Annotated in this window: 26 protein-coding genes; 15 read left to right on the top strand and 11 right to left on the bottom strand. The window is 63.5% G+C overall.

Features of this window, described 5'->3' with window-relative positions:
- Positions 1-12: 12 nt before the first annotated feature.
- A complete protein-coding gene (locus ACFWAD_RS14640; RefSeq protein WP_378544881.1) occupies positions 13-765 on the top strand; it encodes an SOS response-associated peptidase in 753 nt (250 codons plus the stop codon).
- Between the two features lie 3 nt (positions 766-768).
- Here ACFWAD_RS14640 and ACFWAD_RS14635 read toward each other — a convergent pair whose 3' ends face one another.
- Positions 769-1,497 carry an SIMPL domain-containing protein gene (locus ACFWAD_RS14635; RefSeq protein WP_378544878.1) on the bottom strand — a complete coding sequence of 243 codons (729 nt, stop codon included), beginning with the start codon at positions 1,495-1,497 and terminating at the stop codon, positions 769-771.
- A 24-nt stretch (positions 1,498-1,521) separates the two neighbouring features.
- Positions 1,522-2,016, bottom strand: a complete 495-nt coding sequence (gene ybaK / locus ACFWAD_RS14630; protein WP_378447604.1) for a Cys-tRNA(Pro) deacylase — start codon at positions 2,014-2,016, stop codon at positions 1,522-1,524.
- A 207-nt stretch (positions 2,017-2,223) separates the two neighbouring features.
- Here ybaK and ACFWAD_RS14625 point away from each other — a divergent pair, with 207 nt between their 5' ends.
- Positions 2,224-2,925, top strand: a complete 702-nt coding sequence (locus tag ACFWAD_RS14625; RefSeq protein WP_378447603.1) for a sigma-70 family RNA polymerase sigma factor — start codon at positions 2,224-2,226, stop codon at positions 2,923-2,925.
- Positions 2,922-3,203: a mycothiol system anti-sigma-R factor gene (gene rsrA, locus ACFWAD_RS14620; protein WP_003940722.1), complete on the top strand. Its 282-nt coding sequence runs from the start codon at positions 2,922-2,924 to the stop codon at positions 3,201-3,203. Before ACFWAD_RS14625 ends, rsrA begins: the two co-directional genes overlap by 4 nt.
- A gap of 102 nt (positions 3,204-3,305) precedes the next feature.
- Here rsrA and ACFWAD_RS14615 read toward each other — a convergent pair whose 3' ends face one another.
- On the bottom strand, positions 3,306-3,380 hold the full coding sequence (locus ACFWAD_RS14615) for a 50S ribosomal protein bL37 (RefSeq protein WP_022597109.1): 75 nt from the start codon (positions 3,378-3,380) through the stop codon (positions 3,306-3,308).
- Positions 3,381-3,516: 136 nt separating this feature from the next.
- On the opposite strand from ACFWAD_RS14615, the gene ACFWAD_RS14610 reads away from it, so the two are divergent.
- Both ACFWAD_RS14610 and ACFWAD_RS14605 read left to right on the top strand, forming a co-directional pair.
- Complete coding sequence (locus tag ACFWAD_RS14610; protein ID WP_007731208.1) at positions 3,517-3,732, top strand: biotin/lipoyl-binding carrier protein; 216 nt, start codon at positions 3,517-3,519, stop codon at positions 3,730-3,732.
- Between the two features lie 8 nt (positions 3,733-3,740).
- A complete protein-coding gene (locus tag ACFWAD_RS14605) occupies positions 3,741-5,243 on the top strand; it encodes a sensor histidine kinase (RefSeq protein WP_230812615.1) in 1,503 nt (500 codons plus the stop codon).
- 155 nt (positions 5,244-5,398) lie between these two features.
- On the opposite strand, the gene ACFWAD_RS14600 is transcribed toward ACFWAD_RS14605, so the two are convergent.
- On the bottom strand, positions 5,399-5,653 hold the full coding sequence (locus ACFWAD_RS14600) for a WhiB family transcriptional regulator (RefSeq protein WP_003940950.1): 255 nt from the start codon (positions 5,651-5,653) through the stop codon (positions 5,399-5,401).
- A gap of 255 nt (positions 5,654-5,908) precedes the next feature.
- A complete protein-coding gene (locus ACFWAD_RS14595) occupies positions 5,909-6,865 on the bottom strand; it encodes a diacylglycerol kinase family protein (protein WP_230812617.1) in 957 nt (318 codons plus the stop codon).
- Between the two features lie 41 nt (positions 6,866-6,906).
- Here ACFWAD_RS14595 and ACFWAD_RS14590 point away from each other — a divergent pair, with 41 nt between their 5' ends.
- Complete coding sequence (locus tag ACFWAD_RS14590; protein WP_378534037.1) at positions 6,907-7,383, top strand: hypothetical protein; 477 nt, start codon at positions 6,907-6,909, stop codon at positions 7,381-7,383.
- Positions 7,384-7,425: 42 nt separating this feature from the next.
- Here ACFWAD_RS14590 and ACFWAD_RS14585 read toward each other — a convergent pair whose 3' ends face one another.
- The gene (locus ACFWAD_RS14585) at positions 7,426-7,905 is read right to left on the bottom strand and encodes a GNAT family N-acetyltransferase (RefSeq protein ID WP_378544874.1); all 480 of its coding nucleotides are present in this window, start codon (positions 7,903-7,905) and stop codon (positions 7,426-7,428) included.
- 10 nt (positions 7,906-7,915) lie between these two features.
- Positions 7,916-8,539, bottom strand: coding sequence for an acid phosphatase (locus ACFWAD_RS14580; RefSeq protein ID WP_378544871.1), 624 nt, complete (start codon positions 8,537-8,539; stop codon positions 7,916-7,918).
- A gap of 71 nt (positions 8,540-8,610) precedes the next feature.
- Between ACFWAD_RS14580 and ACFWAD_RS14575 the strand changes: the two genes are divergently transcribed.
- Complete coding sequence (locus tag ACFWAD_RS14575; protein ID WP_378534032.1) at positions 8,611-9,408, top strand: ParA family protein; 798 nt, start codon at positions 8,611-8,613, stop codon at positions 9,406-9,408.
- A gap of 15 nt (positions 9,409-9,423) precedes the next feature.
- On the opposite strand, the gene ACFWAD_RS14570 is transcribed toward ACFWAD_RS14575, so the two are convergent.
- On the bottom strand, positions 9,424-10,626 hold the full coding sequence (locus tag ACFWAD_RS14570) for a hypothetical protein (protein WP_378534030.1): 1,203 nt from the start codon (positions 10,624-10,626) through the stop codon (positions 9,424-9,426).
- A 9-nt stretch (positions 10,627-10,635) separates the two neighbouring features.
- The gene (locus ACFWAD_RS14565; RefSeq protein WP_378449223.1) at positions 10,636-12,225 is read right to left on the bottom strand and encodes a DEAD/DEAH box helicase; all 1,590 of its coding nucleotides are present in this window, start codon (positions 12,223-12,225) and stop codon (positions 10,636-10,638) included.
- A 400-nt stretch (positions 12,226-12,625) separates the two neighbouring features.
- On the opposite strand from ACFWAD_RS14565, the gene ACFWAD_RS14560 reads away from it, so the two are divergent.
- Together ACFWAD_RS14560 and ACFWAD_RS14555 are read left to right on the top strand one after the other, a co-directional pair.
- On the top strand, positions 12,626-13,321 hold the full coding sequence (locus ACFWAD_RS14560) for a ferritin-like fold-containing protein (RefSeq protein WP_029255047.1): 696 nt from the start codon (positions 12,626-12,628) through the stop codon (positions 13,319-13,321).
- Between the two features lie 107 nt (positions 13,322-13,428).
- Positions 13,429-13,659, top strand: coding sequence for a DUF3107 domain-containing protein (locus ACFWAD_RS14555; protein ID WP_214886142.1), 231 nt, complete (start codon positions 13,429-13,431; stop codon positions 13,657-13,659).
- Between the two features lie 70 nt (positions 13,660-13,729).
- Here the strand turns inward: ACFWAD_RS14555 and ACFWAD_RS14550 are convergent, their stop codons facing one another.
- Positions 13,730-14,401 (bottom strand): TetR/AcrR family transcriptional regulator, encoded by a 672-nt coding sequence (locus ACFWAD_RS14550; RefSeq protein WP_230812633.1) that lies wholly within the window; start codon positions 14,399-14,401, stop codon positions 13,730-13,732.
- A gap of 330 nt (positions 14,402-14,731) precedes the next feature.
- On the opposite strand from ACFWAD_RS14550, the gene ACFWAD_RS14545 reads away from it, so the two are divergent.
- From ACFWAD_RS14545 to ACFWAD_RS14535, 3 genes are read left to right on the top strand one after another with little or no spacing between them, the layout of a single operon-like run.
- On the top strand, positions 14,732-15,778 hold the full coding sequence (locus ACFWAD_RS14545; protein ID WP_374227984.1) for a DUF3152 domain-containing protein: 1,047 nt from the start codon (positions 14,732-14,734) through the stop codon (positions 15,776-15,778).
- 47 nt (positions 15,779-15,825) lie between these two features.
- A complete protein-coding gene (gene moeZ, locus ACFWAD_RS14540; RefSeq protein WP_378544866.1) occupies positions 15,826-17,013 on the top strand; it encodes an adenylyltransferase/sulfurtransferase MoeZ in 1,188 nt (395 codons plus the stop codon).
- Between the two features lie 45 nt (positions 17,014-17,058).
- Entirely contained in the window at positions 17,059-17,913 is an 855-nt protein-coding gene (locus ACFWAD_RS14535; RefSeq protein WP_007731227.1) for a TIGR02569 family protein, read from the top strand.
- Here the strand turns inward: ACFWAD_RS14535 and ACFWAD_RS14530 are convergent.
- A complete protein-coding gene (locus ACFWAD_RS14530; RefSeq protein ID WP_378449208.1) occupies positions 17,910-18,590 on the bottom strand; it encodes a FadR/GntR family transcriptional regulator in 681 nt (226 codons plus the stop codon). The two genes, ACFWAD_RS14535 and ACFWAD_RS14530, sit on opposite strands and share 4 nt — an antisense overlap.
- A gap of 104 nt (positions 18,591-18,694) precedes the next feature.
- On the opposite strand from ACFWAD_RS14530, the gene ACFWAD_RS14525 reads away from it, so the two are divergent.
- From ACFWAD_RS14525 to nirB, 3 genes are all read left to right on the top strand, one after another.
- Positions 18,695-19,957 carry a CynX/NimT family MFS transporter gene (locus ACFWAD_RS14525; protein WP_378544863.1) on the top strand — a complete coding sequence of 421 codons (1,263 nt, stop codon included), beginning with the start codon at positions 18,695-18,697 and terminating at the stop codon, positions 19,955-19,957.
- 113 nt (positions 19,958-20,070) lie between these two features.
- Positions 20,071-21,471 (top strand): MFS transporter, encoded by a 1,401-nt coding sequence (locus ACFWAD_RS14520; protein ID WP_378545358.1) that lies wholly within the window; start codon positions 20,071-20,073, stop codon positions 21,469-21,471.
- Positions 21,472-21,523: 52 nt separating this feature from the next.
- Entirely contained in the window at positions 21,524-24,025 is a 2,502-nt protein-coding gene (nirB, locus tag ACFWAD_RS14515) for a nitrite reductase large subunit NirB (RefSeq protein ID WP_378544860.1), read from the top strand.
- Positions 24,026-24,030: the final 5 nt, after the last annotated feature.

Raw genomic sequence — 24,030 nt, 5'->3', positions numbered from 1 at the left:
ACCCTGGGTGTCATGTGCGGAAGGTATGCGACCACAGCGGACCCGGCCACCCTGGCGGTGGAACTCGATGCGCTCGACGAGACCGACCACTCGGCGCCCGTCGAAGCCGACTACAACGTGGCTCCGACGACCGAGGTGTTGACCGTCGTGGAACGCCACGATCGGGAAAACCCCGACAGCGATCCGACCAAGAGGATTCGGCGGATGCGCTGGGGCTTGGTGCCCTCGTGGACCAAGGAACTGGGTAAGGGCCCGGTCCTGTTCAACGCGCGTGCCGACTCGTTGGCGGAGAAGCCCGCGTTTCGGACCGCGTTCAAGTTCAAGCGTTGCCTGGTCCCGATGGACGGGTGGTACGAGTGGCAGACCGAGGCCACCGGCGGGAAAAAGGCAGCGAAGATTCCTTACTACATGCACCCCGACGACGGAACACGGCTGTTCATGGCTGGTGTGTGGTCTGCCTGGCGAGACCCGAAGGTCGAGAATGCGAGCCCCGTCCTGAGCTGCTCGATCGTCACAGTCGACTCACTCGGTCATCTGGAGCAGGTTCACGACCGGATGCCCCTCGCCCTGCCTCGAGACCGCTGGGAGGCGTGGCTCGATCCCGACAACACCGTCGATTCGGCTCTGCTCGAACCGACCCCGGACCTTTTCGAGCGGATCGACATCGATCGAGTCCGGCCGCTGGTCAACAGTGTCAAGAACAACGGACACGAGTTGATCGAACCGGACGTCGACCGTGCCGGAGAGCAGATCAGCCTGCTCTAGCAGTCAGCCGAGAGACCAGGTGACGGTCACTTCGAACGAAACCTGCTGGGTTCCCGGGGCGAGAACCATGTCGGACATCGAGGCGTCGGGAGCGCGCATGGTCTGACCGCCACTCGTGTCGTGTGCCTCGGTGATGGTCACGACGTTCTCGAGCGACGTGCCGGAGAGATCCGCGTACTGCTCGGCACGGTTCTTCGCGTCCTCGAAAGCCCGGGTGCGAGCGTCGGCCAGAAGCTGAGAGTCGTCGTCGATGGCGAAGGCGACGTTGCCGAGTCGCGCTGCGTTTCCACCCGCCGCGATACCGGCGTCCAGCACACCCGAAGCCTTGTCGAGATCGCGGACGACGATCCGTACCGAGTTGGTTGCCCGGTAGCCCGTCACGTTACCGCCGACGAACGGCCCACCACTGGCGTCGTACTGCGGCTGAACCGACAGATCGCTTGTCTGCACGTCCTCGGCGGCCACGCCGGCATTGACTATCGCGTCAATCATCTGGCGGGCCTTGTCATTCGACTCGGAAACCGCTCCCGATACATCCGCGGCGACAACCTCGATGCCAATGTCCGCGTTGAGGATGTCCGGCGCCCCGCGGACCTGTCCTGATCCGACCACCGTGACTTCCTTGCCGGCGCTGTCGGAACTCCCGCAGGCCGTCAACGAGACGGTGAGGGCAGCGGCTGCAGCGGTCAGTGCAAAAATTTTCACGGGTGGACGCTTGGTTTGTGGACGCATGAACAGACCGTAGCGACCGGATCCTCAGCCCGCGGTGATTTGTGCGGTGACCGCGCCGCTCAGCTGAGCAAGGTCGGCCGGAGCCAGTTCGATTTCGAGGCCGCGTCGTCCGGCACTACAGAGAACCCGATCCCAGTCGAGAGCCGAGGCGTCGATCACGGTCGGCAGCTTCTTGCGTTGGCCGAGCGGTGAGATACCACCGAAGACGTAGCCGCTCGAGCGCTCGGCTTCGGCGCGATCTGCCATGACGGCTTTGCTTGCGCCGAGGGCAGCGGCCGCAGCTTTGAGTGAGAGTTTGTCCGGTACCGGCAGAACCGCGACGGCGAGCTTGCCCGTGTCGAGTTTGACGACCAAGGTCTTGAAGATCTGGGCGGCCTCGACGCCTACCAACTCGGCCAGCGCCGTGACCGCCTCGTCGCCGAACGATTCGGCGCGGGGGTCGTGGTCGTAGCTGTGAACGCGGTGCGGTGTCTTCGACTTGCCGAGCAGTGCGGTTGCAGGGGTCGCTGTTCCAGCCATGACGAAGACCTTAGGTGGACCCCTCTATAAGGACTCCGACCAGGCCGGGAACAGAGTCGCAGACTCCCGTGTTGGTAACAGTTGATGAAACTTGTCCCGAGAAGCGAAGGAGCGACCGTGCTGGCTGTGTGTGAGCCACCACCGGCCCGTGGGTCGGATCTTCAGTTGGCGGTAACCTTGATCCCTACGGCTAGTGAAGGGATCAGAGTGCTGGAACACGACCGGCCCAAGGACGAACCGTCGGAGGTTTCCGAACCTGTCGATGGTGCGGTGTCCGAAACGCCCGAAACTGCGGATGAGTTGATTGCCCGGTTCGAGCGTGACGCGCTCCCGTTGCTCGACCAGTTGTACGGCGCTGCACTGCGCATGACGAGGAACCCGGCTGATGCCGAAGACCTAGTGCAGGAGACGTACGTCAAGGCGTACACGGCTTTCCGCTCGTTCCGTGCCGGTACCAACCTGAAAGCCTGGCTGTACCGGATTCTCACCAACACCTACATCAACTCGTACCGCAAGAAGCAGCGCCAACCCGCGCAGTATCCGACGGACGAGATCACCGACTGGCAGTTGGCCGCCACCGCAGAGCACACGTCCACCGGGCTGCGTTCGGCCGAGGTGGAGGCGCTCGACGCGCTGCCGGACGACGACATCAAGGCGGCGCTGCAGTCGCTGCCCGAGGAATTCCGGATGGCGGTGTACTACGCCGACGTCGAGGGATTCCCGTACAAGGAGATCGCGGAGATCATGGGCACACCCATCGGAACGGTGATGTCACGGCTGCATCGTGGTCGTAAGCAATTGCGTGGTCTCTTGGCCGATGTCGCCAAAGATCGTGGATTCAATCGGGACGGCGCAGTCGACACGGCCACGGCCGGCGCAGCCACCGAGGCGGAAGGTGTCAAACGATGAGTGAGCAGGACGAATTCGAAAGGCTCGACTGCTCGGCAGTCATCGCCGACGTCTGGTTGATGCTCGACGGTGAATGCGACGATTCCAGTCGCGCTCGTCTGCAACGTCATATCGACGACTGCGGATCGTGCCTCGAGGCCTACGGGATCGAGGAGAAGGTCAAGAGCCTGATCAACCGTAAGTGCGGCGGGGATCACGCACCGGAAAGCCTGCGTCAGCGGCTCACCGTCGAATTGCGTCGGACCATCGTCATCACGACTACCGAAACCGACAGCTAGCCCGTCAGCGAAGATCTGAGCGGCAATAGTCGGAAGGCAGTAACGCCGAGGGGCGGGGAAGCAATGCTTCCCCGCCCCTCGGACGTTTTGTTGCGCTACATGTCAGGCGTTTGGACGCTTGCCATGGTTAGCGGCGTTGCCCTTACGGCTGCGCTTCTTACGACCACGCTTACCCATGATTGGTCTCCCTTCTGTTTCTTTCGCGTCATTGTTTCACGCCGATGCCGGTGTGGTTCCATTGGCAGGTCGATCGAGTAATCCGTCGACGTATTTTCGTGGTCAGAGTGCAGTTCCGACAGAAGTGAGGTTCACGATGGCAGAAGACGTGCGCGCCGAGATGGTTTCGACGGTCTACCAGGTCGTCGTGAGCGAGGGAGACGTCGTTGCGGACGGCGACACCCTGGTCATCCTCGAATCGATGAAGATGGAAATTCCCGTCCTGGCCGAGGTTCCGGGAACGGTGACGACGGTGGGCGTCAAGGTCGGCGACGTGATTCAGCAAGGCGATCTGATCGCCGTGATCTCCTAAGTAAGCCGATGTCCACTCTCAGTGACCTCCTCGCCGAACACACCGATCTGCCGGGTGCGGCGGTCGACCATCTCCAGCGCGTCGTGGGGGAGTGGCAACTGCTCGCCGACCTCTCTTTTGCAGACGTTCTCCTGTGGGTGGGCACCGAATCGGAGAAGAACCGATCCGAAGGGACGGTCATCTGCGTAGCGCACTGCCGGCCGACCACGGCATCGACGGCTTTCCCGGAGGACGCGGTCGGAACGGTCGTTTCCGAGTCCGAGCATCCTCAGGTCCTTCGCGCTCTTGTCGAGGGGCGCGTCGTGCGTGGGGAAGACGAGACGTGGCGTAAAGGAATGCCGCCGCGTAAGGAAGCGGTTCCGGTGCGTCTGGACGGGCGAGTCATCGCGGTTCTGAGTCGCGACACCAACCTCTCACACCAGAGAGCGCAGAGTCCGCTCGAGCTCGCGTATCTCGATTGCGCTGAAGACCTGTGTCAGATGATCAGCGACGGAACCTTCCCGATCCGAGAATCGCGCTCCGACACGAACTCGAGCCCACGTGCCGGCGACGGTTTCATCCGTCTCGACACCGAAGGCACCGTCGTCTACGCGAGCCCGAACGCTCTCTCGGCGTATCACCGGATGGGTCTGAGTTCGGATCTGGTGGGACAAGATCTCGCGGCATTGACCCGTTCGTTGGTCACCGACCCGTTCGAGTCTCAGGAAGCTGCGGGTTACATCCGAGATACGTTGGCGGACAAGCCTGGCCGTCGGATGGAGATCGAGGCGCGTGGGGCGACCGTTCTGCTGCGCGCTCTGGTACTCAAGCCGGGTGGTCGGCACGTCGGTGCTGCGGTCGTGGTTCGCGACGTCACCGAGGTCAAGCGTCGTGATCGCGCGCTCCTGAGCAAGGACGCGACCATCCGCGAGATTCACCATCGAGTGAAGAACAACCTGCAAACCGTCGCGGCGCTGCTGCGTCTACAGGCCAGGCGAACCGGCAACGACGAAGCGCGACAAGCATTGACGGAATCGGTGCGACGCGTGACATCCATCGCCCTCGTCCACGACACCCTGTCGATGTCGGTGGACGAAGAGGTGGACCTCGACGAGGTGATCGACCGGTTGGTTCCCATGCTCTCCGATGTCGCGGGAGTGGGTGTGCCGGTGACGATTCGGCGCGAGGGAAGTTTCGGAGTGTTCTCCGCCGAGCGCGCCACCCCGCTGGTCATGGTGCTGACCGAGTTGGTGCAGAACGCGATCGAGCACGCTTTCGATCCGGGACTCACCGGCACGGTCACACTCAGCGCCGAGCGTTCTGCGCGCTGGTTGGACGTGATCATCCACGACAACGGGCGCGGCCTGCCGGAGAACTTCGACCTCGAGAAGTCCGATCGCCTCGGACTTCAGATCGTGCGGACTCTGCTGGGCGCCGAACTCGGTGGCTCGCTCGGACTGCACCCGGGAAGCGGTGGAGGCACCGACGCGGTTCTGCGTGTGCCGCTCGGTAGACGTACTGCGCGTTACTGATTCGAGCAGCGCCGGTAATTCGAGCAGCGCTGTTAATTCGAGCAGCGCTGTTAATTCGAGCAGACAAAAAGCCCGGCACCATGTGGTGCCGGGCTGTCGTCTTCGACTGTGTGGAGGGGCTGTTCTCCGCCGCGAGTCGAACGTCTCGGTTCTACCTAGACGGAAGTGCGTGCACGGGTACGTGCGTTACGACGCTTGAGTGCGCGACGCTCGTCTTCGCTCATTCCGCCCCAGACGCCTGCATCCTGACCGGACTCGAGGGCCCAGGACAGGCACTCGGCGGTGACGGGGCAGCGGTTGCAGACAACCTTGGCATCAGCGATCTGAGCGAGGGCCGGTCCACTGTTTCCCACGGGGAAGAACAGTTCGGGATCCTCGTCGCGACAGATTGCGTTGTGGCGCCAGTCCATCTTTTTTCGCTCCTTAATTGGGTGTGTATTCACACCATTTGGTACCAATGAGTTTGTGTGTGCGTCATCAACGTTTCCGCACTGTTACTTGTGAATGCTTTCACGAACTCGCGGTATGTCAATAGGTTTGAACGGGTTCGTGGGCCAACTCACTAATTTGTGACACACCTGACGGCCACCTGGTCGTCACCGGCATTTTACCCGATTTTGGCTATTCGGCACCAGAGTTTTTGCAGGTCAACCGTGTTGCCTGACTCACGTCGTAATCGGCGCGAACACTTCCAGTGCATCCGGGACCGAGGTGAATTCGACCTTTTCGCGAAGTCCGATGTAGTCGCCGTCCATCTGGAGTCCGATCGGTCGCGACGATTCGATGGTGATTGTCGGGACGTCGTCGGTGCGTAGGAGGACCTTCGATTTCGGCTCTGCGCCGCGTGCAAGGAGCTGCCGCACAACCCGCAGGGACGGTAGGACTTTGGTGCTCGTCATGGCGAAGATTCCGAGTCCGCTGTCGAAGGTGGTTCCCGGATTGGTGTGCACGGGACGCTCTTCCAGATATGTCCACGGGCTCGAGTTCGACACGAACGCGTAGTGGACTCCGGAGACGGGATCCTGATCGGGAAGGTGGACTGTCAGGGCTGGTTCGGCCCGCTTCGCGCGGAAGAACGCTGCGATCGCAGTTCGGACATATCGGGCGGGAGTGGCAGCGTCACCATTCTTGCGGCTGGCGTCGACGGCTTCGCACACATCGGCGTCGAGGCCCATTCCGGCATTGAACGTGAACCAACGGTTGTCGCAATGTGCGAGCCCGATTCGGCGTCTCGTCCGCTCCGAGAGTAGGTCGACGAGTTGGTTTGTGGCGTCGATCGGGTCGGCGGCAATACCGAGTGAACGCGCGAAAACGTTTGCCGAGCCCCCTGGAACGACCGCGATCGTCGGGATCGGACCGACCGGAACCGATTTCATCGACGCGGGATGCGGTGCCCCGAGCAGTCCGTTGACCACTTCGTTGACCGTTCCGTCGCCGCCGTGGACGATCACCGAGCCGAAGCCGTCTTCGTGGGCTTCGCGCGCCAGTTCGGCAGCGTGTCCACGATGTGTGGTGTGCGCCACAGTAAGTCGCACCCGGCTCTCGAGGGCGTGTGCCAGCAGGTCACGACCGGCGGCGGTGGTGGAGGTGGCATTGGGATTGACGATCAGCAGTGCGCGCACGGGGCATGAGCCTATCCGGTGTCGTGTTCTAGGCTGGCCTCGTGCCGAATACCGCCAGTCCGAACGCCCTGCCCAAGACAGTCAGATGGGCAGGTGCCCTCGTGACGCTGCAAGGGCTGGTTGCCGCCGGGTTCGCGATCGTCGCGGTGATTCGCGGCGCGACCGGGCACGATCAGAGCGTCACCAACGGGTACGGCTTCGCTGCCTGGGTCGCGATTCTCGGCGGCGCGGTGTTGGCTGCCGGTATCGCTCTGCTGAACGGTCGCCGATGGGGCCGGGCAATCGCCGTCGTCGCCCAGTTGCTGCTCCTGCCAGTCGCCTGGTCGCTGCTGACCGATTCGCATCAGGTGCCGCTCGGCGTCGTTCTGGGTGTCGTCGTTCTCGGCGCTCTCGGTTGCCTGTTCTCGGCGCCGACGTCTCGGTGGATGGCAGCGGAGTACGGCGCGTACGCAGACGAGGTATCGCCGGAAGAGGGTAATCCAGGCGCTGACGAGCCCGAAGAGCCGCGGGACAAGTAAGGCTGACCGCCAACTCTGCTTCGGACCTACTCTGCTTCGGACCTACTCAGCTTCGGCGGCGAGAGCTCCGAGGTGGGTGCCGGTCAGGCGATACGTGGTCCACTCGGTTTTCGCGTCGGCGCCGAGTGACTCGTAGAACTTGATCGAGGGGGTGTTCCAGTTGAGCACCGACCAGGACAGCCGCGTGTAGTCGTTGTCGGTGCACTCCTTGGCAAGTGCGGCCAGAAGAGCCTTCCCGTGCCCTGATCCGCGCTGGCTGGGCTTGACGTACAGATCTTCGAGGTAGATGCCGTGCGCGCCGTCCCAGGTCGAGAAATTGCGAAACCACAGCGCCATGCCGACGACGTCGTCGGCTGAATTCACAGCTACGTGTGCGAAGGCCGTCGCGGCCGGACCGAACAGAGCCTCGCCGATCTGTTCCGCCTTCACGGTGCACTCGTCGATGGCCTTCTGGTAGTCCGCCAACTCGTAGATCATGTCGGTGATCGGCTGGACGTCTGCGGGCGTGGCGCGTCGAATCATGGAGAGAATCTTAAGCCTCGACCAGTGGCGGCACGTTGTGATGAACGAGGTGGGTGGCGCCGTGCTCGTAGCCGAGAACCGTGTATGCACCCGGGAACAATGCGAAACGCTTTCCTTCCGTCACCGGGAGCTCGAGCCAGCGTGCGATGAGTGCGCGCGAGAAGTGTCCGTGCCCGATCAAGATCACGTCCCGCTCGGGTAGTTGTGAACGCACCATCGACAGCACCATGTCGGTGCGGGCATGGATCTGATCCGACTGCTCGCCGCCGGGGCACGGGTGTGTCCAGACGGTCCAGTCGGGCACTGTTGCGCGGATCTCGGGCGTCGTGAGGCCCTCGTAGTCGCCGTAGTCCCATTCGGAGAGCGCATCCCAGGTTCGCTCCTCCGGAAGGCCGGCGAGATCACCGGTCAACTGAGCGCGCAAGCGAGGACTCGTGAGAATCATGGGATTGCGGAGGTCGAGTGTCCGCAGGCGGTTTCCGGTCGCGGTGGCCTGCATCTCGCCGAGCGGAGTCAGCGGAACCTCGGTCCGTCCCGTGTGTTTCCCGGTGCGTGCCCACTCGGTTTCACCGTGGCGCATGAGTACGACGCGAGCGTCGAGGGGGATAGCCGAGGGGGCGGACTGGGAAGCCATGTGGACCATCATTGCAGGCTGCCTCGCGTGTGTAGCTCGCCTCCTGGCGCGAAGTGCGCAAGGATCTACGTGTGACGACGGTTCTCGCAGTGGCGAATCAAAAGGGCGGCGTGGCTAAAACCACCACGGTCGCCTCCCTCGGTGCGGCTTTGTCCGCGCTCGGACAGCGAGTCCTGGTGGTGGATCTCGACCCGCAGGGCTGCCTGACCTTCTCGCTCGGACACAATCCGGATCGCCTCGAGCGTTCGGTAAACGAGGTCCTGGCGGGTGATCTCGACGCGGTTGACGCCGTGCTGCAGACGGAAGACGGCATGGACCTCCTGCCGGCGACCATCGACCTCGCGGGCGCCGAAGCCCTGCTCCTGATGCGACCCGGTCGCGAGTTCGCGCTCAAGCGGGCGCTGTCTCCGCTCCTGGGTAGTTACGACGTCATCATCATCGACTGCCCGCCGTCGTTGGGAGTGCTCACACTCAACGGATTGACTGCGGCGCAGTCGGTTCTGGTCCCGTTGCAATGCGAGACCCTCGCGCACCGCGGCGTCGGACAGCTGCTGCGTACGGTTCGTGAAGTCCAGGCCATCACCAACCCGGATCTTGTTCTGCTCGGCGCACTTCCGACTCTGTACGACGCTCGGACCACTCACAGTCGCGACGTGCTCGCCGACGTCAGCGACCGCTACTCCCTGGCCGTTCTGGCGCCGCCGATCCCACGCACAGTCAAGTTCGCGGAGGCCTCTGCTTCGGGTGCGACGGTGCTCGCGGGACGAAAGAACAAGGGCGCGGACGCCTATCGTGAACTCGCCGACAATCTTTTGAAGCATTGGGCTGGAAACGAAGTCGTGACTTTCGCGCCGGAACTGACGCTCTGAGCGCAGCGAGAAGTACTAGCGCAGCGCGAACACGGTGTCGCCGCGCTGTTCGAGAATCGTCTCGCCCGCACTGGCGAGCACGATCGGTGTCGTCGTCTCACCGCGGTCGACGGCGATCATGCGCTGAACCGTTCCGTCCGAAGGACTGACGGCTGCAATGCCGCCCGGAACGGGGATGAGCATCTGACCGGCGACCATGCTTCCGGGCCCGGACGTTCCGTTGACGATCCACGTCGGAGCTAGATCGCTCAGGCGTAGGTTGACGGTCTGGGAGCCGGTCCACCACGTGATCGAAGCCTTGTCGGCGTGGGTGCGGGCGCCTTCGGTCACCGCTCCCTCGATCGGATAGTCGACGATCGGATTGCCGGATCCGTCGAAAATGCTTATGCGAGAAACGGTTCCGTTGGCTGCGGGGAGATAGACCGCCGTCTTTTCGCCGGCCACGGCAAGCAGGCGGGCGCCCTCGGAGTCGAGGAGAATCGCGGATCCGTACTCTTCGGGTTCCTGGGCGTCCTTGGGTGCGGGATTCATCACCGTCAACCTGTTGGAGGCTTCACCGGGGCAGCGTTCGAGTACCGAGACTCGGTTGGCGCTCGACGCAGCATCGAGCAGCGTGCATCCGGTGCGGGGTTGCTTGTTGGGGTTGACCTTCGCGTCGACCCGGCCGTACTCGAGGGTTCGGACGAGGTCCGAGCGCCACAGTTCCATTCGCTCACTGCCGCGCGAAATCAGGTAGGTGCCGTCCGCTGAAAGGCTGACTGCGGAATCGGCGTCGCTGTTGCGTTGGTCCTTGCGGGCACCGGTGTCGGCGACCAGTGACGTGACCTGCGAGCAACCACGATTGTCTTGGTAGACACCGACGACGCGATCCCACGAACCGATCGCGCCGCACAGTGGGATGTTGCGCGCGTACCGCCACACTTCTTCGCCCGTAGCCGGATCGCGGCCGATCACTTCGGAACCGTCGGCGGTGACGACCGCATTTCCGACGGTGATGGGCGCCGTCGAGGCGGCGCTGGGGGATTCCCACGTCTGCCTCAGGATGTCGGGCAACAACACCGACGTCGACAGAGGTGGGAGTGACGTGTCAGCGGTGACCGAGGTGGTTCCGTGCGCATCACTGCGCAACCACACCACGGTCACCGCTACGACTACGGCCAGCGCGAGAGCCAGCGCACCGATCAGATCTGAGCGAGTACGCCTTTCAGGAGCCAGCACATCGGCAGCTTACTCTGCGGCGCCTGCCGTCGCGGTAGCCGCGGGGCGACGACGCCGACGTCGACGCGGCTTGGCTGCTCCGTCGTCGTCCGTGTTCTCGGCACCGGTTGCGGCGGGTGCCGAAGGGGGAGCGGTGGTCGCGGTAGCGGTGGTGCCGGTCGCGGCGTCGGCCGAAGCGCCGGCGCGGGTGCGGCGACGGGTCCGGTTGCGGCGGGGAGCGGCCTTCTCCTCGGTGCCGTCCGAGTCGGTCGTCTTCGGCGCGTCTGCCTTGTCCGTTGCGGCCTTCTCGGGCGCAGCCTTCGCCTTGCGAACGGTGCCCTTGGCATCGGCCGGAATCGACAGCTCTTCGTAGAGGTGCGGCGAGCTCGAGTACGTCTCGACCGGGTCGGGGATTCCGAGGCTCAGGGCCTTGTCGATGAGCTGCCAGCGAGGGATGTCGTCCCAGTCGACCAGTGTGACCGCGATGCCGGTGCGGCCTGCACGGCCGGTACGACCGATGCGGTGGACGTAGGTCTTCTCGTCCTCGGGGCACTGGTAGTTGATGACGTGGGTGACGTCGTCGATGTCGATACCGCGGGCAGCGACGTCGGTGGCGACCAGAACGTCGACCTTTCCGTTACGGAAGCCCTTCAGCGCCTTTTCACGGGCGATCTGTCCGAGGTCACCGTGGACGGCACCGACGGAGAAGCCGCGCTCGGCAAGATCGTCGGCAACCTTCTGGGCGGTGCGCTTGGTGCGGGTGAAGATCATCGTCGCGCCGCGACCTTCGGCCTGCAGCACGCGGGCGACCATCTCGGCCTTGTCGAGTGCGTGTGCACGGTAGATGTGCTGGCTCGTGCGATCGTGCACGGCGGACGATTCGGCTTCCTCGGCACGGATGTGCGTCGGCTGCGTCAGGAAGGTGCGCGCCAGGGTGATGATCGGGCCCGGCATCGTCGCGGAGAAGAGCATCGTCTGACGCTTGTCGGGGACCATGCCCATGAGGCGTTCGATGTCGGGCAGGAAGCCGAGGTCGAGCATTTCGTCGGCCTCGTCGAGGACGAGGACGCCGACCTTGCCCAGGATCAGATGCGACTGGTTGGCGAGGTCGAGCAGGCGGCCCGGGGTACCGACGACGACGTCGACGCCCTTCTGGAGTGCCGAGATCTGCGCCTCGTACGGCCGGCCGCCGTAGATCGGCAGAACCTGGAGACCACGATCGCCGACGCGGAGGTACTTGCTGGCGTTCTCGAGGTCGCGGGCGACCTGGATGCACAGTTCGCGGGTGGGAACGATGATCAGGGCGCGGGGCGTGCCGTCGAGGACAGCCGTGCCGTTCTCGGCGGTGACGATGCGATGCAGAAGCGGGACGCCGAAACCGAAGGTCTTGCCCATTCCGGTTCGTGCCTGACCGATGAGGTCGTCACCGGCGAGAGCCAATGGAAGGGTGAGTTCCTGGATGGCGAAGGTGCGCTCGATGCCGATCTCGTTCAGTGCGCGGACGATTTCGTCGCGGACACCGAGCTCGGCAAAGGTCGGGGGTACGTGGGTGTCGTCGAGCTGGACGGAAACGGTGTTCTCGGTTGCTTCGTCTTCGTGGTCGACAGTGATCTTGCTCAGGGGACTAGCCTTTCCTCGTGGCGGTACGCACGCACAAGGTAAGGGGCCAGGCCGTAAGTCGGCCGATGTCGATGCCCTCTTTTTCTTCGGTCATGCCTACGCCTCAGCACTGAATTCCACTCGGACGAATTCGAACCGTCCGGAGATCTCGGCGAAGCGGGCAACAACCGTCGATGCAGGTGCGCGCACATTATCGGTGGGGTCCGCGTGAGCACAGTCGTGTCGGCTGATCTAAAGCAGCCGTCCCGGCTAACCATAAGAGCCGGGGGAACTGGCGAACTCCCAAGACCATTGTAGCTGCACGTTGTCCGCCCCTCGCGATGACATGTCGAAGATCACCGAATCGGACATGCGGTCCTTGGCGGTCGCGTCGGCCGTCGAAGCACTACAGTTCGTAGTCATGGGCGCACACGATCTTGATGCTTCGACGGACGCTGGAACCGGAGGCCGAGTCGCTTCCGATCACCCTGGCGTGATCGATTTGTTTGCCGTTCTCGCGTATGGCGAGATTTCGGCGTTCTACCGTTTGGCGGAAGACGCACAGATGGCACCGGACCTGCGCGGCAAGGTGGCGTTCGCCAGCATGGCCGCCGCCGAGATGGACCACTTCGAGACTCTCGAAACAGCGTTGACGGAACGTGGCCACGAGATCTTTGCCGTCATGGACCCGTTCGTTCGCGCTCTCGACAACTATCACGCGTCGACTACGCCGTCGACGTGGTTGGAATCGCTCGTGAAGGCGTATGTCGGAGACGGAATCGCTGCCGATTTCTACCGCGAGATCGGGCATTCACTCCCGGCGGATGTGGCCGAGATCGTGGAGGACGTGCTCTCTCAGACGGGCCACTCGGAGTTCGTGGTGCTCGAGGTGAAGGCTGCAGTAGAGGCCAGTACCCGCGCCAAGGACCGGTTGATGCTGTGGGGACGTCGACTCCTCGGTGAGGCGATCACACAGGCGCAGTTTGTGTTGGCGCAGCGTGAGGACCTCACGGATCTGGTGATCTCGGCCTCCGGCGATCTCAACGGAGTTGTTGCGTTGTTCGACGGTATGCAGGCCAAGCATGCCGAGCGGATGGCGATCCTCGGACTCGTCTAGGTGCCTGTTCGCTCTGGGCACAGCGTGCAGAGGAGCGTGGGCAGTCGCTGCTGCATTAGCCTTGCGTCGACAACGGATGTAATTCACGAACAGTTCGGAGGTTGACCGTGGAGGTCAAGATCGGTGTAATCGACAGCCCGCGTGAGCTCATCGTCAACAGCGAACAGACCCCTGACGAGGTCGAGACACAGGTCGCGGCTGTCCTCGGTGGCCGTGAGCCGGTTCTGGCACTCGTCGACGACAAGGGCCGCAAGTTCCTGGTGCAGGCTTCTCGTGTGGCGTACGTGGAGATCGGCCCGTCCGATATCCGCAAGGTCGGGTTCGCGCCTACCGTCTGACGCGCAGCTGTAACAGCAGAATGGGCGGGCAGTCGTTACGACTGCCCGCCCATTCTCGTTCTGGGTTCGGTTACTTGGTTTCGGCCTGCAGCGGCACGTGAGAGAGGCCGCCCCACGCCAGTGCCACCGTGATCTCGACGGCTTCTTCCTTGGGAATGGGCCGGGCAGCTTCGAGCCAGTACCGCGCGGTGAACTGGCTGGCACCGACAAGCCCGACGGCAAGGATGCGTGCGCGATACGGATCGAGTCCGGAATCCTGGCTGACCAGGTCGAACACGGCGTCGACGCACGCTTCGGTGGCTTGTTCGACGCGCGTCTGCACCTGGGGCTCGCCCATGATGTCGGACTCGAACACCAGGCGGAAACCCTGCGAGTCGTTGTCGACGAAGTCGAAGAACGCCTGGACTGCGGCGCGGACACGCTGTTTGTTGTCCGTCGTCGATCGCAGAGCTTGGCGCACTCCCGAGATGAGACTGTCGACGTAGCTCTGGAGAACCGCTACGTACAGCTCGAGCTTGCCTGGGAAATGTTGGTACAAGACTGGTTTGCTGACACCGGCGCATTCGGCGATCTCGTCCATACCGGCCGAGTGGTACCCGTTCGCGACGAAGACCTCGCTTGCCGCTGCGAGGAGCTGGAGGCGGCGCGCATCGCGGGGGAGGCGGGTGCTGCGACGTGTTCCGGCAGGCTTGCCGGCCGTTGTACCGCGATCGGAGTCTGTCCGATCCGCGAGTTCTGTCATGTCGCTTCCAATCTGAGCAAAAGTAAAATTCGGTCGGCGCGCGGATCCGCGAGTCGCGTGTGCGTACCCGCCAGTATCCTCCGTCACACCGGTCGTAACCGAATGAACGATACCGTGTGTCGCCCGGGCGAGTCGCGTGTGCCTCGGTGAGCGAGACCAGCGGTCTTTCTCGTTACAGAGCGGGTTGCCATGACACGCCAGGACCAGCAGGTTTCGGTCAGCCTGGGCGAGCGACTTGCCGTGTGTGAGATTCTGGACGACGTGACTGACCCAGGGGGACCGCGCATGCGTGGACGAACTACGCAGAACCCTGATCGTGAGGAACTTCGAATGCGTAGCGGAACTGGAGCGCCCCGCGACGAACGTCGGCCGGAGGTGCCGGACGATCGTGCCTACGGCGAACGCGACTATCGAGGCATTTCCTCCCATCAGCCTCTGCGTGCCCAATGGGATCCGACCAAACGAGAAGTGGGTCGTACGCCGCGCAATCCGCGGCCGGACCGGGCAGCGCGAAAGCAGAGCAAACTCGGGCGCTTCGTCTCGACGTACGGCTGGCGTGCCTACGCGATCCCGGTTCTCGTGGTGCTCACCATCCTCGTGATCGTCGATGCAGTTCGTCCGGACACCACCGAGTCCGCGAGCAAGACGTCGGCCACTGCCGACCTCGCGCACAGCACCGACGGAACCGACGTCATCGGCGCACCACCCGCCGGAGACGGAACTTTTGCGTCGTCGATACCGTCCGGTGCACTTCCCGACGGTGGTCCGTTCACCGTCGCCGGCGGCGGTACGTGGCATGTCGTACCGGGTACGACGGGCAAGGTCGGACAGGGAACCGAACGCGAGTTCACGTACACGGTCGAGATCGAGGACGGCGTCGACACCACCGGCTTCGGCGGTGACGAATCGTACGGACGCATGGTCGATCAGACACTGGCCAATCCGAAGAGTTGGACCAACGATCCCAAGGTCGCGTTCCGGCGCGTCGACGCGGGTGAGCCGGACTTCCGGATCTCCCTGACCTCACAGATGACTATCCGTGAAGGCTGCGGCTACGAGATCGAACTCGAAGGATCCTGCTACAACCCGAGCATGGACCGAGTCCTGCTCAACGAACCGCGGTGGGTTCGAGGCGCCATTTCGTTCCAGGGTGACATCGGTTCGTATCGCCAGTATCAGATCAATCACGAGGTCGGCCATGCCATCGGTTACGCCGCTCATCAGCCGTGCGAGACCGAGGGCGGACTCGCGCCGATCATGATGCAGCAGACCTTCGGAACCGCGAACAACGACATCGCTAGGCTGGATCCCGAGGGCGTCGTTCCGATGAACGGACTCACGTGCCGCTTCAATCCGTGGCCGTACCCCCGAGCGTGACCGGATCAAGTACCCCTGATCTCGTCTTGAACTAGGAGTGTTTCGCGGTGTCTGCAACACCCGTCGTATTGCCACCACTGGTGGAGCCGGCAGCCGAGTTGAGCCGGGAGGAAGTTGCCCGGTACAGCAGGCACCTGATCATTCCGAACGTCGGCATGACCGGTCAGAAGCGGCTCAAGAATGCACGAGTCCTCTTCATCGGCGCCGGTGGATTGGGTTCGCCTGCACTGCTCTATCTCGCGGCTGCAGGAGTGGGCACGATCGGAATCGTCGAGTTCGACGAGGTCGACATGTCGAACCTGCAGCGTCAGGTGATTCACGGACGTTCCGACGTCGGACGCCCGAAGGGGGTCAGCGCGAAAGAGTCGATTCTCGAGATCAACGAACACGTCGACGTCCGGTTGCACGAGTTTCGCCTGGACAACTCCAACGCGGTCGAGTTGTTCTCCGAGTACGACCTGATCCTCGACGGCACGGACAACTTCGCGACGCGGTACCTCGTCAACGATGCCGCCGTGATCGCCGGAAAGCCGTACGTATGGGGCTCGATCTACCGTTTCGAAGGGCAGGTCTCGGTCTTCTGGGAAGACGCCCCGGACGGCGCTGGACTGAACTATCGCGACCTCTACCCCGAGGCGCCGCCGCCGGGCATGGTCCCCTCGTGTGCCGAGGGCGGTGTTCTCGGAGTCCTGCCGGCGACCATCGGTTCGATCATGGCGACCGAGGCGGTCAAGCTCATCACCGGTATCGGTGAACCTCTTCTCGGACGCCTGATGATCTACGACGCACTTGCGATGACGTTCCGGACGATCCGCCTTCAGCGTGATCCGACCAGAGTTCCGGTCACCGCCTTGATCGACTACGACGCGTTCTGTGGTGTCGTGTCCGAAGAGGCGAGCGTTGCCGCTGCCGGCTCGACGATCACAGCGCCGGAACTGGAGGCCATGATCGGCGAGGGTCGATCGATCGAATTGGTCGACGTACGAGAACCGGTCGAATGGGACATCATGCATCTGCCGGGGGCGGTGTTGATCCCGAAGGACCGCATCCTGTCCGGTGAAGCCCTGGCGACCTTGCCGCAGAACAAGCAGATAGTTCTGTACTGCAAGACCGGAATTCGTTCGGCCGAGGCACTGGCGTTTCTCAAGAACGCGGGCTTCGCCGATGCAGTTCACGTTCACGGAGGCGCGATCGCCTGGGCGAACCAAGTGGATGCGAGTCTGCCGGTCTACTAGGCGCGCCTCGCGGGAGGCAGCGGTGCGCACCGGTAGCGTTGTGGTGTGAGCACAGGCCAACCTCCCCAGCACGTGTGCTCCACCTTCGGCCTACGTGAAGTCGACCCCATCCCACTCGGTGCGGATTGGGACGGCGGTTGGCTGTGTGGAGACGTCGTCCTTTCAGCAGTCGCGGATCATGCCCGCGCAGCGTGGTCGGCGAAGGTGCGAGAGAACCTCGAAGTCGACGGTGTTCGACTGGCTCGGCCGGTGCGCTCGACCGACGGTCGGTACGTCGTCTCGGGCTGGCGCGCCGACACATTCATCGTCGGATCGCCGGAACCGCGTCACGACGAAGTGGTCTCGATGTCCTGCCGACTGCATGCGGCGACGGCCTCGCTCGAGCGCCCGCGCTTCCTTGCGCAACCGCCGGTGCCGCCGTGGGCCGAGGTCGACGTATTCGTCGCGGCTGATCGCGCGGCGTGGGAGACGGTTCCGCTGAGGATCGCGAAGGGCGTCGAGCAGCTCGAGACGCCTACGCCGGACGGCCGCAAGAGTCTGGAACTGATTGCCGGGCTCGCGACTTTGCGTAAGCCGGTGCAGAGTCCCGACCAGCTCGTGCACGGCGATTTGTTCGGGACAGTGCTGTTCTCGGGCAGTATGGCGCCCGGAATCACCGACATCACGCCGTATTGGCGTCCGGCAGCGTGGGCGGCCGCCGTCGCGGTGGTCGACGCGATCTCGTGGGGCGGTGCCGACGAGGCGCTGGTCGGCCGTTGGGAAGACCTACCCGAGTGGCCGCAGATGCTTCTACGTGCGGTGATGTTCCGCTTGGCCGTTCATGTTCTTCATCCTCGCTCGACGGCGGACGCGTTTCCGGGACTGGCCCGCACGTCCGACATCGTGCGCTTGCTGCTCTAGAGGGCCGCACCTGCACCGAAGTCCGAGACCAGGCCTTCGAACAATTCGCGTGCGGCGTTCGAGGCGGCCACCGTGTCCCCGTCGACGACAGCCTCGACGAGCTTCGCGTGCTGCGAGTGAAATCCCTCACCGGTCGCATCGATGTGCTGTTGAATCGTGGTTTCGATGACCGGGAGCAGGGAGTCGTAGAACTCCAGGTAGACCTCGTTGTGACTGGCCGCGACTATCGCCCGGTGCAGGGCGACGTCCGCAGTGGTGGCGGCGTCGATGTCCTGACCCTCCCAAGACGCCGTGCGGAGCGCGAGTAACCGCGTCAGTTCGGCGATGTCGTCTTCGGTTCGGCGTGCGGCGGCGAGAGTGGCCGCGGTGATGTCGAGCGCGCGCCTCAGTTCGAGCACATCCCGCTGGTGGGCGCCGGCAAAGTAGTTGCCGAGAGTGCCGCCGAGGTCGGAGAGGGCAACGACATAGGTGCCCGATCCCTGACGACGTTCCAGCATTCCGGCGTGAACGAGCGCTTGGACCGCCTCACGCACCGTGTTGCGACCGGTGCCGGTCAGCTCCGACAGTTCCGGTTCGGTGGGGATTTTGGAGCCGATCGGCCAGGTTCCGCTCCGGATCTCGTTGCGGAGTTGTTCGGTGACCTGCGAGATGAGGCTTGCGCGTCGAACGGGTTGCACGTGGTGTTTCCTCGGGTCCGGGTTGTGACTCTGGGTCGTGGTGTGAATGTGACATTAGATTACCGCGCTTGTGCGAGTTCGTCCGGTCATCCTATGATTTGCCGGTGACTGCTCAACTGGAGAGAACCAAAACCCGTTCGTTGATACAAGGCCGTGTGCTCGTCTTCGCCGCTATTGCGATGTCTGCGCTCGTACTTCGACTTGCGGTGACCTCCTTCTCGCCGTTGGCGGCAGAGATTCGCGACGAGATCGGCTTCTCCGCCTCGATCGTCGGCGTCTTCGGCATGGTTCCGACCGCTATGTTCGCGATCTTCGGTCTCATCACCCCGGCGATTGCGAAACGGATCGGGCTCGAACGCACCGCCCTCGTCGCGATGCTCATGGCCGGCGTCGGAATGCTGTTGCGCGCCATGATGTCTCAGACGTGGTCGTTGCTGGCTCTGTCGGCTCTGGCACTGGCAGGCATGGGAATCGGTAATGTCGTGATCCCGCCGTTGGTCAAGCGGTACTTCTCCGATCGCCTCGCCACCATGAGTTCGGTCTACATCGTGGCCGTGCAGATCGGCACCATCGTTCCGGCGTTCGTCGCAGTCCCGGTTGCCGACGCCTTCGGGTGGAGGTTCTCGATCGGCTGGTGGTCGGCCTTCGGATTCGCCGCCGCAGTGCCGTGGTTGATCACCCTCGCTCGCTCACGCAAGGCTCGTGCGAACGAAGCCGGGTCCGTCGAGAGCGCATCGGATTCTGTTGCGGCAGTGACGGAACAGCCGCGCGGCCAGGTCTGGCGTTCGCCCGTGGCCTGGGGGATGGCCGGCATGTTCGGCATGACTTCGCTGATCACCTATTCGATGTTCACGTGGATTCCCTCGATCCTTCGTGATGCCGGCGCCAGCGACGCATTCGGCGGAACCATGGTCGGCATGTTCTCGGTGATCGGGCTCGTCGCAGCTTTCGGTGCACCGACGCTGTGCGCCCGCATGGCCAATCCCTTCCCCGTCGTGATCGCGTGTGCCGTCTGCTACCTGGTCGGCATGGGCGGGCTGTACTTTGCCCCGATGGCGGCGCCGATCGTATGGGTTGTCGTACTGGGCCTCGGTCCGAGCACGTTCCCGATGTCGCTCACGCTGATCAACCTGCGTACTCGTTCGCACATCGGCTCCTCGGCACTGTCCGGCTTCACCCAGGGCATCGGCTACTCCGTTGCCTGCCTCGGTCCGCTCCTGTTCGGCGTTTTCCACGACGTGTCCGGTGGATACGCTGCGCCGTTCGGCTTGCTCGTCGTCGCGGTGATCGTGGTGCTCCTGGGCGCTTACCAGGCATGTAAGCCTCGGATGCTCGAGGATTCCTGGCACGCACCTGCGAAAAACTAGCTCACACCCGGTCTTGTTACCGGGTGAGGATCAATTGACTTCGCGGTCATCGCACGCAGCACCGGCGCAATAACCGTTTTCTACCTTTGGGTCTCCAACATATTCAGGAGGCCCTGGTGAGTCATTACATCGAGCATTGGGATGCAGAGGACGTCGACGCCTGGGAATCCGGCGGCAAGGACATCGCGAAGCGGAACCTGATCTGGTCAGTGGTAGCCGAACACGTCGGCTTCTCGATCTGGTCGATCTGGTCCGTGATGGTGTTGTTCATGCCGACGGATATCTACGGCATCGACGCGGCCGGAAAGTTCTTCCTCGTCGCAGTGCCCACACTCGTCGGGTCCGTCCTCCGCATTCCGTACACGGTTGCCACCGCACGCTTCGGCGGTCGCAACTGGACGGTCATGAGTGCTCTGTTCCTTTTCATACCAACACTTCTCACGCTCTACCTGATGATGAACCCGGGTGCGTCCTACACCACGTTCATGTTGGTGGCGGCCACAGCCGGCATCGGTGGCGGCAACTTCGCGTCGTCGATGACCAACATCAATGCCTTCTACCCGCAACGCCTCAAGGGGTGGGCGCTCGGTCTCAACGCGGGCGGCGGCAACATCGGTGTGCCGATGATCCAGCTGATCGGCCTGCTGGTGATCGCCACCGTGGGTAACCGAGCTCCGTGGATCGTCTGCGCTGTCTATCTCGTGTTCATCGCGGCCGCTGCCGTCGGCGCTGCACTGTTCATGGACAACCTGGGCAACCAGAAGTCGGACCTGCGATCGATGGCCAAGGCGCTGAAGTTCTCCGAGTCCTGGGTGATCAGCTTCTTGTACATCGGTACGTTCGGTTCCTTCATCGGATTCAGTTTCGCCTTCGGTCAGGTTCTGCAGATCAACTTCCTCGCCGGCGGTGCCACTCCCGCAGCGGCGGCACTGCATGCGGCACAGATCGCCTTCATCGGACCGCTCCTCGGTTCGATCGCTCGCCCCCTCGGCGGAAAGCTGGCCGACCGCATCGGTGGCGGCAAGATCACGATGTGGACGTTTGTCGCCATGGCGTTCGCGGCATCGATCCTCGTGACGGCCGGAACGATGGACGACAACACCGCGGGCGTCGCGAGCGCCGGGATCATGGTGACGTTCGTTCTCGGGTTCATCGCTCTGTTCCTGCTCTCCGGCATCGGAAACGGATCCGTCTACAAAATGATCCCGGCAATCTTCGAAGCGAAGGCTCAGAGCTTCGACCACATGGATCGCAACGAGAAGGCAACGTGGTCGCGCAGCATTTCCGGCGCGCTCATCGGATTCGCCGGTGCGGTAGGCGGTTTGGGCGGTGTCGGCATCAACCTGGTCCTGCGCGCGTCGTACAGCAGCCCCGCGAAGTCGGCGACCATGGCCTTCTGGGTCTTCCTCGCCTTCTACATCGCCTGCATCGCGGTCACCTGGTTCGTCTTCCTGCGCAAGCCGTCGACGCTGACCACGGACGTCGACGACACGAAGGTCGCCGTCACGGCATGACGACCGCTCCGCAGAATCTCAGAACTCTCTCGTACCTCAGGAAGTAGGCGTCATGAGCAAGTCGGTTGTTGTCATCGGACACGGAATGGTCGGACACCGATTCGTCGAGGCACTGCGTTCGCGCGACGAAGCGAACAACTGGTCGGTGACCGTGCTCTGCGACGAGCAGTACGCAGCGTACGACCGAGTCGGGTTGTCCTCGTACGTCGGAGCGTGGGACCCCAAGGAATTGGCACTGGCCGGAAACGACTACGTCGGCGACAGCCTGGTCGATCTCCGAGTCGGGGAGGGCGCGCTCTCGATCGACAAGGACGCCCGCACGGTCACGACAACCACCGGCAACACGATCTCCTACGACGCTCTGGTGATGGCGACCGGCTCGTATCCGTTCGTACCTCCCGTACCGGGACACGACGGCGACGGATGTTTTGTCTACCGCACCCTCGACGACCTCGACGGTATCCGGGCCGCTGCCGACAAGGCGGGCCCTGGCGCTGTCGGCGTCGTGGTGGGCGGAGGTCTACTGGGACTCGAGGCCGCAAATGCTCTCTCGCTCATGGGAATGACGGCACACGTTGTCGAACACAATGCGCGACTGATGCCGATGCAGGTCGACGAGGGCGGCGGCGCACTGCTCGCCCGGCTCGTCACCGAGCTGGGGCTCACCGTCCACACCGGTGTCGGCACAGCACGAATCTCGCAGGCCGACAACGGAATCGTGGTCGAGCTGTCCGACGGTTCCACCATCGACGCGTCGCTGCTCGTCTTCTCGGCCGGAGTCCGTCCGCGCGACCAGCTGGCCCGCGACGCCGGCATCGCGGTGGGTGAGCGCGGCGGTATCCTGACCGACCTCGGCTGCGTGACGTCGGATGAGAACGTCTACGCAGTCGGCGAATGTGCTGCGGTGGAGGGTCGTTGCTACGGACTGGTTGCTCCCGGTTACACGACGGCCGAGATCGTTGCCGACCGCCTGCTCGGCGGTGCTGCGGATTTCCCGGGCGCCGACATGTCCACGAAACTCAAGCTCATGGGTGTCGACGTCGCCAGCTTCGGTGACGCGATGGCGACCTCGCCGGGCGCTCTCGAAGTTGTCCTCAGTGACGCATCCAAGGGGACGTACGCGAAGCTCGTCGTCTCCGACGACGCGAAGATCCTGCTCGGCGGCATTCTTGTCGGTGATGCGTCAGCCTATGCGTCGCTGCGCCCGCTGGTCGGTCGCGAATTGCCCGGCGACCCGGCGTCATTGATCTCGCCAGCGGGGGAGAAGCCGGGTGCAGGATCGCTGCCCGACGACGCCGAAGTGTGCTCGTGCAACGCGGTGACCAAGGGCGCCATTTGCGGCGCGATCGCCGCCGGTGCGTGCGACATCGCTTCGGTGAAAGCGTGCACCAGCGCCGGAACCACGTGTGGCGGTTGCCTTCCCACTGTCAAGCAGCTGCTGGCCGATTCCGGCGTCGTGATGTCGAAGGCGTTGTGTGAGCACTTCGCGCAGTCACGCGCTGAGCTGTTCCAGATAGTGCAGTCGACGCAGACCAGAACCTTCTCGGCGCTGATCGCCAAGTACGGCAAGGGCGCCGGCTGCGATATCTGCAAGCCGGTTGTCGCCTCGATTCTGGCGTCGACGGATTCCGATCACATTCTGCACCGCCAGCAGGCGTCGCTGCAGGACACCAACGATCACTTCCTCGCGAACATCCAGAAGAACGGTACGTACTCGGTGGTCCCGCGGATGCCCGGCGGAGAGGTCACGGGCGAGCAGCTCATCGTCATCGGCGAGGTGGCGCGCGACTTCGGCCTGTACACGAAGGTGACCGGCGGTCAGCGCATCGACTTGTTCGGTGCCCGCGTCGAACAGTTGCCCGCGATCTGGAAGCGCCTCGTCGACGCCGGGATGGAATCGGGTCAGGCGTACGGCAAGTCCCTCCGGACGGTCAAGAGCTGCGTCGGTTCGAGTTGGTGCCGCTACGGCGTCCAGGACTCGGTGGGCATGGCAGTCGACCTCGAGAATCGCTACCGCGGTCTGCGTTCGCCGCACAAGATCAAGTTCGGCGTCTCGGGTTGCGCCCGTGAATGTGCCGAAGCGCGCGGCAAGGACGTCGGCGTCATCGCGACGGAGAACGGTTGGAATCTGTATGTGGGCGGTAACGGCGGACAGTCGCCCAAACACGCTCAGTTGCTTGCCGGCGGCCTCGACGACGCGACCTTGGTCAAGTACATCGACCGCTACCTCATGTTCTACATCCGCACTGCCGATCGCCTGCAGCGCACGGCGCCGTGGGTCGAATCACTCGAAGGCGGACTCGATCACCTCAAGGCCGTGATTTGTGAAGACAGCCTGGGTATCGGCGAGGAACTCGAGGCACTGATGGCCAAGCACGTCGAGGGTTACCAGGACGAATGGGCCGGTGTGCTGGGTGATCCGGAGAAATTGTCGAGGTTCGTCTCGTTCGTCAACGCACCGGAAGAAGCCGACCCGACGGTTGTCTTCGACGAGACCGGAGTGCGCAAGGTTCCGGTCCTGATGGGCATGCCGAGCATCCCCACGCGCCGGTAATAGTC

Source organism: Rhodococcus sp. NPDC059969 (assembly GCF_042738325.1).
Taxonomy (GTDB): domain Bacteria; phylum Actinomycetota; class Actinomycetes; order Mycobacteriales; family Mycobacteriaceae; genus Rhodococcus_F.
This window is presented reverse-complemented; position numbering and strand designations above follow the sequence as displayed.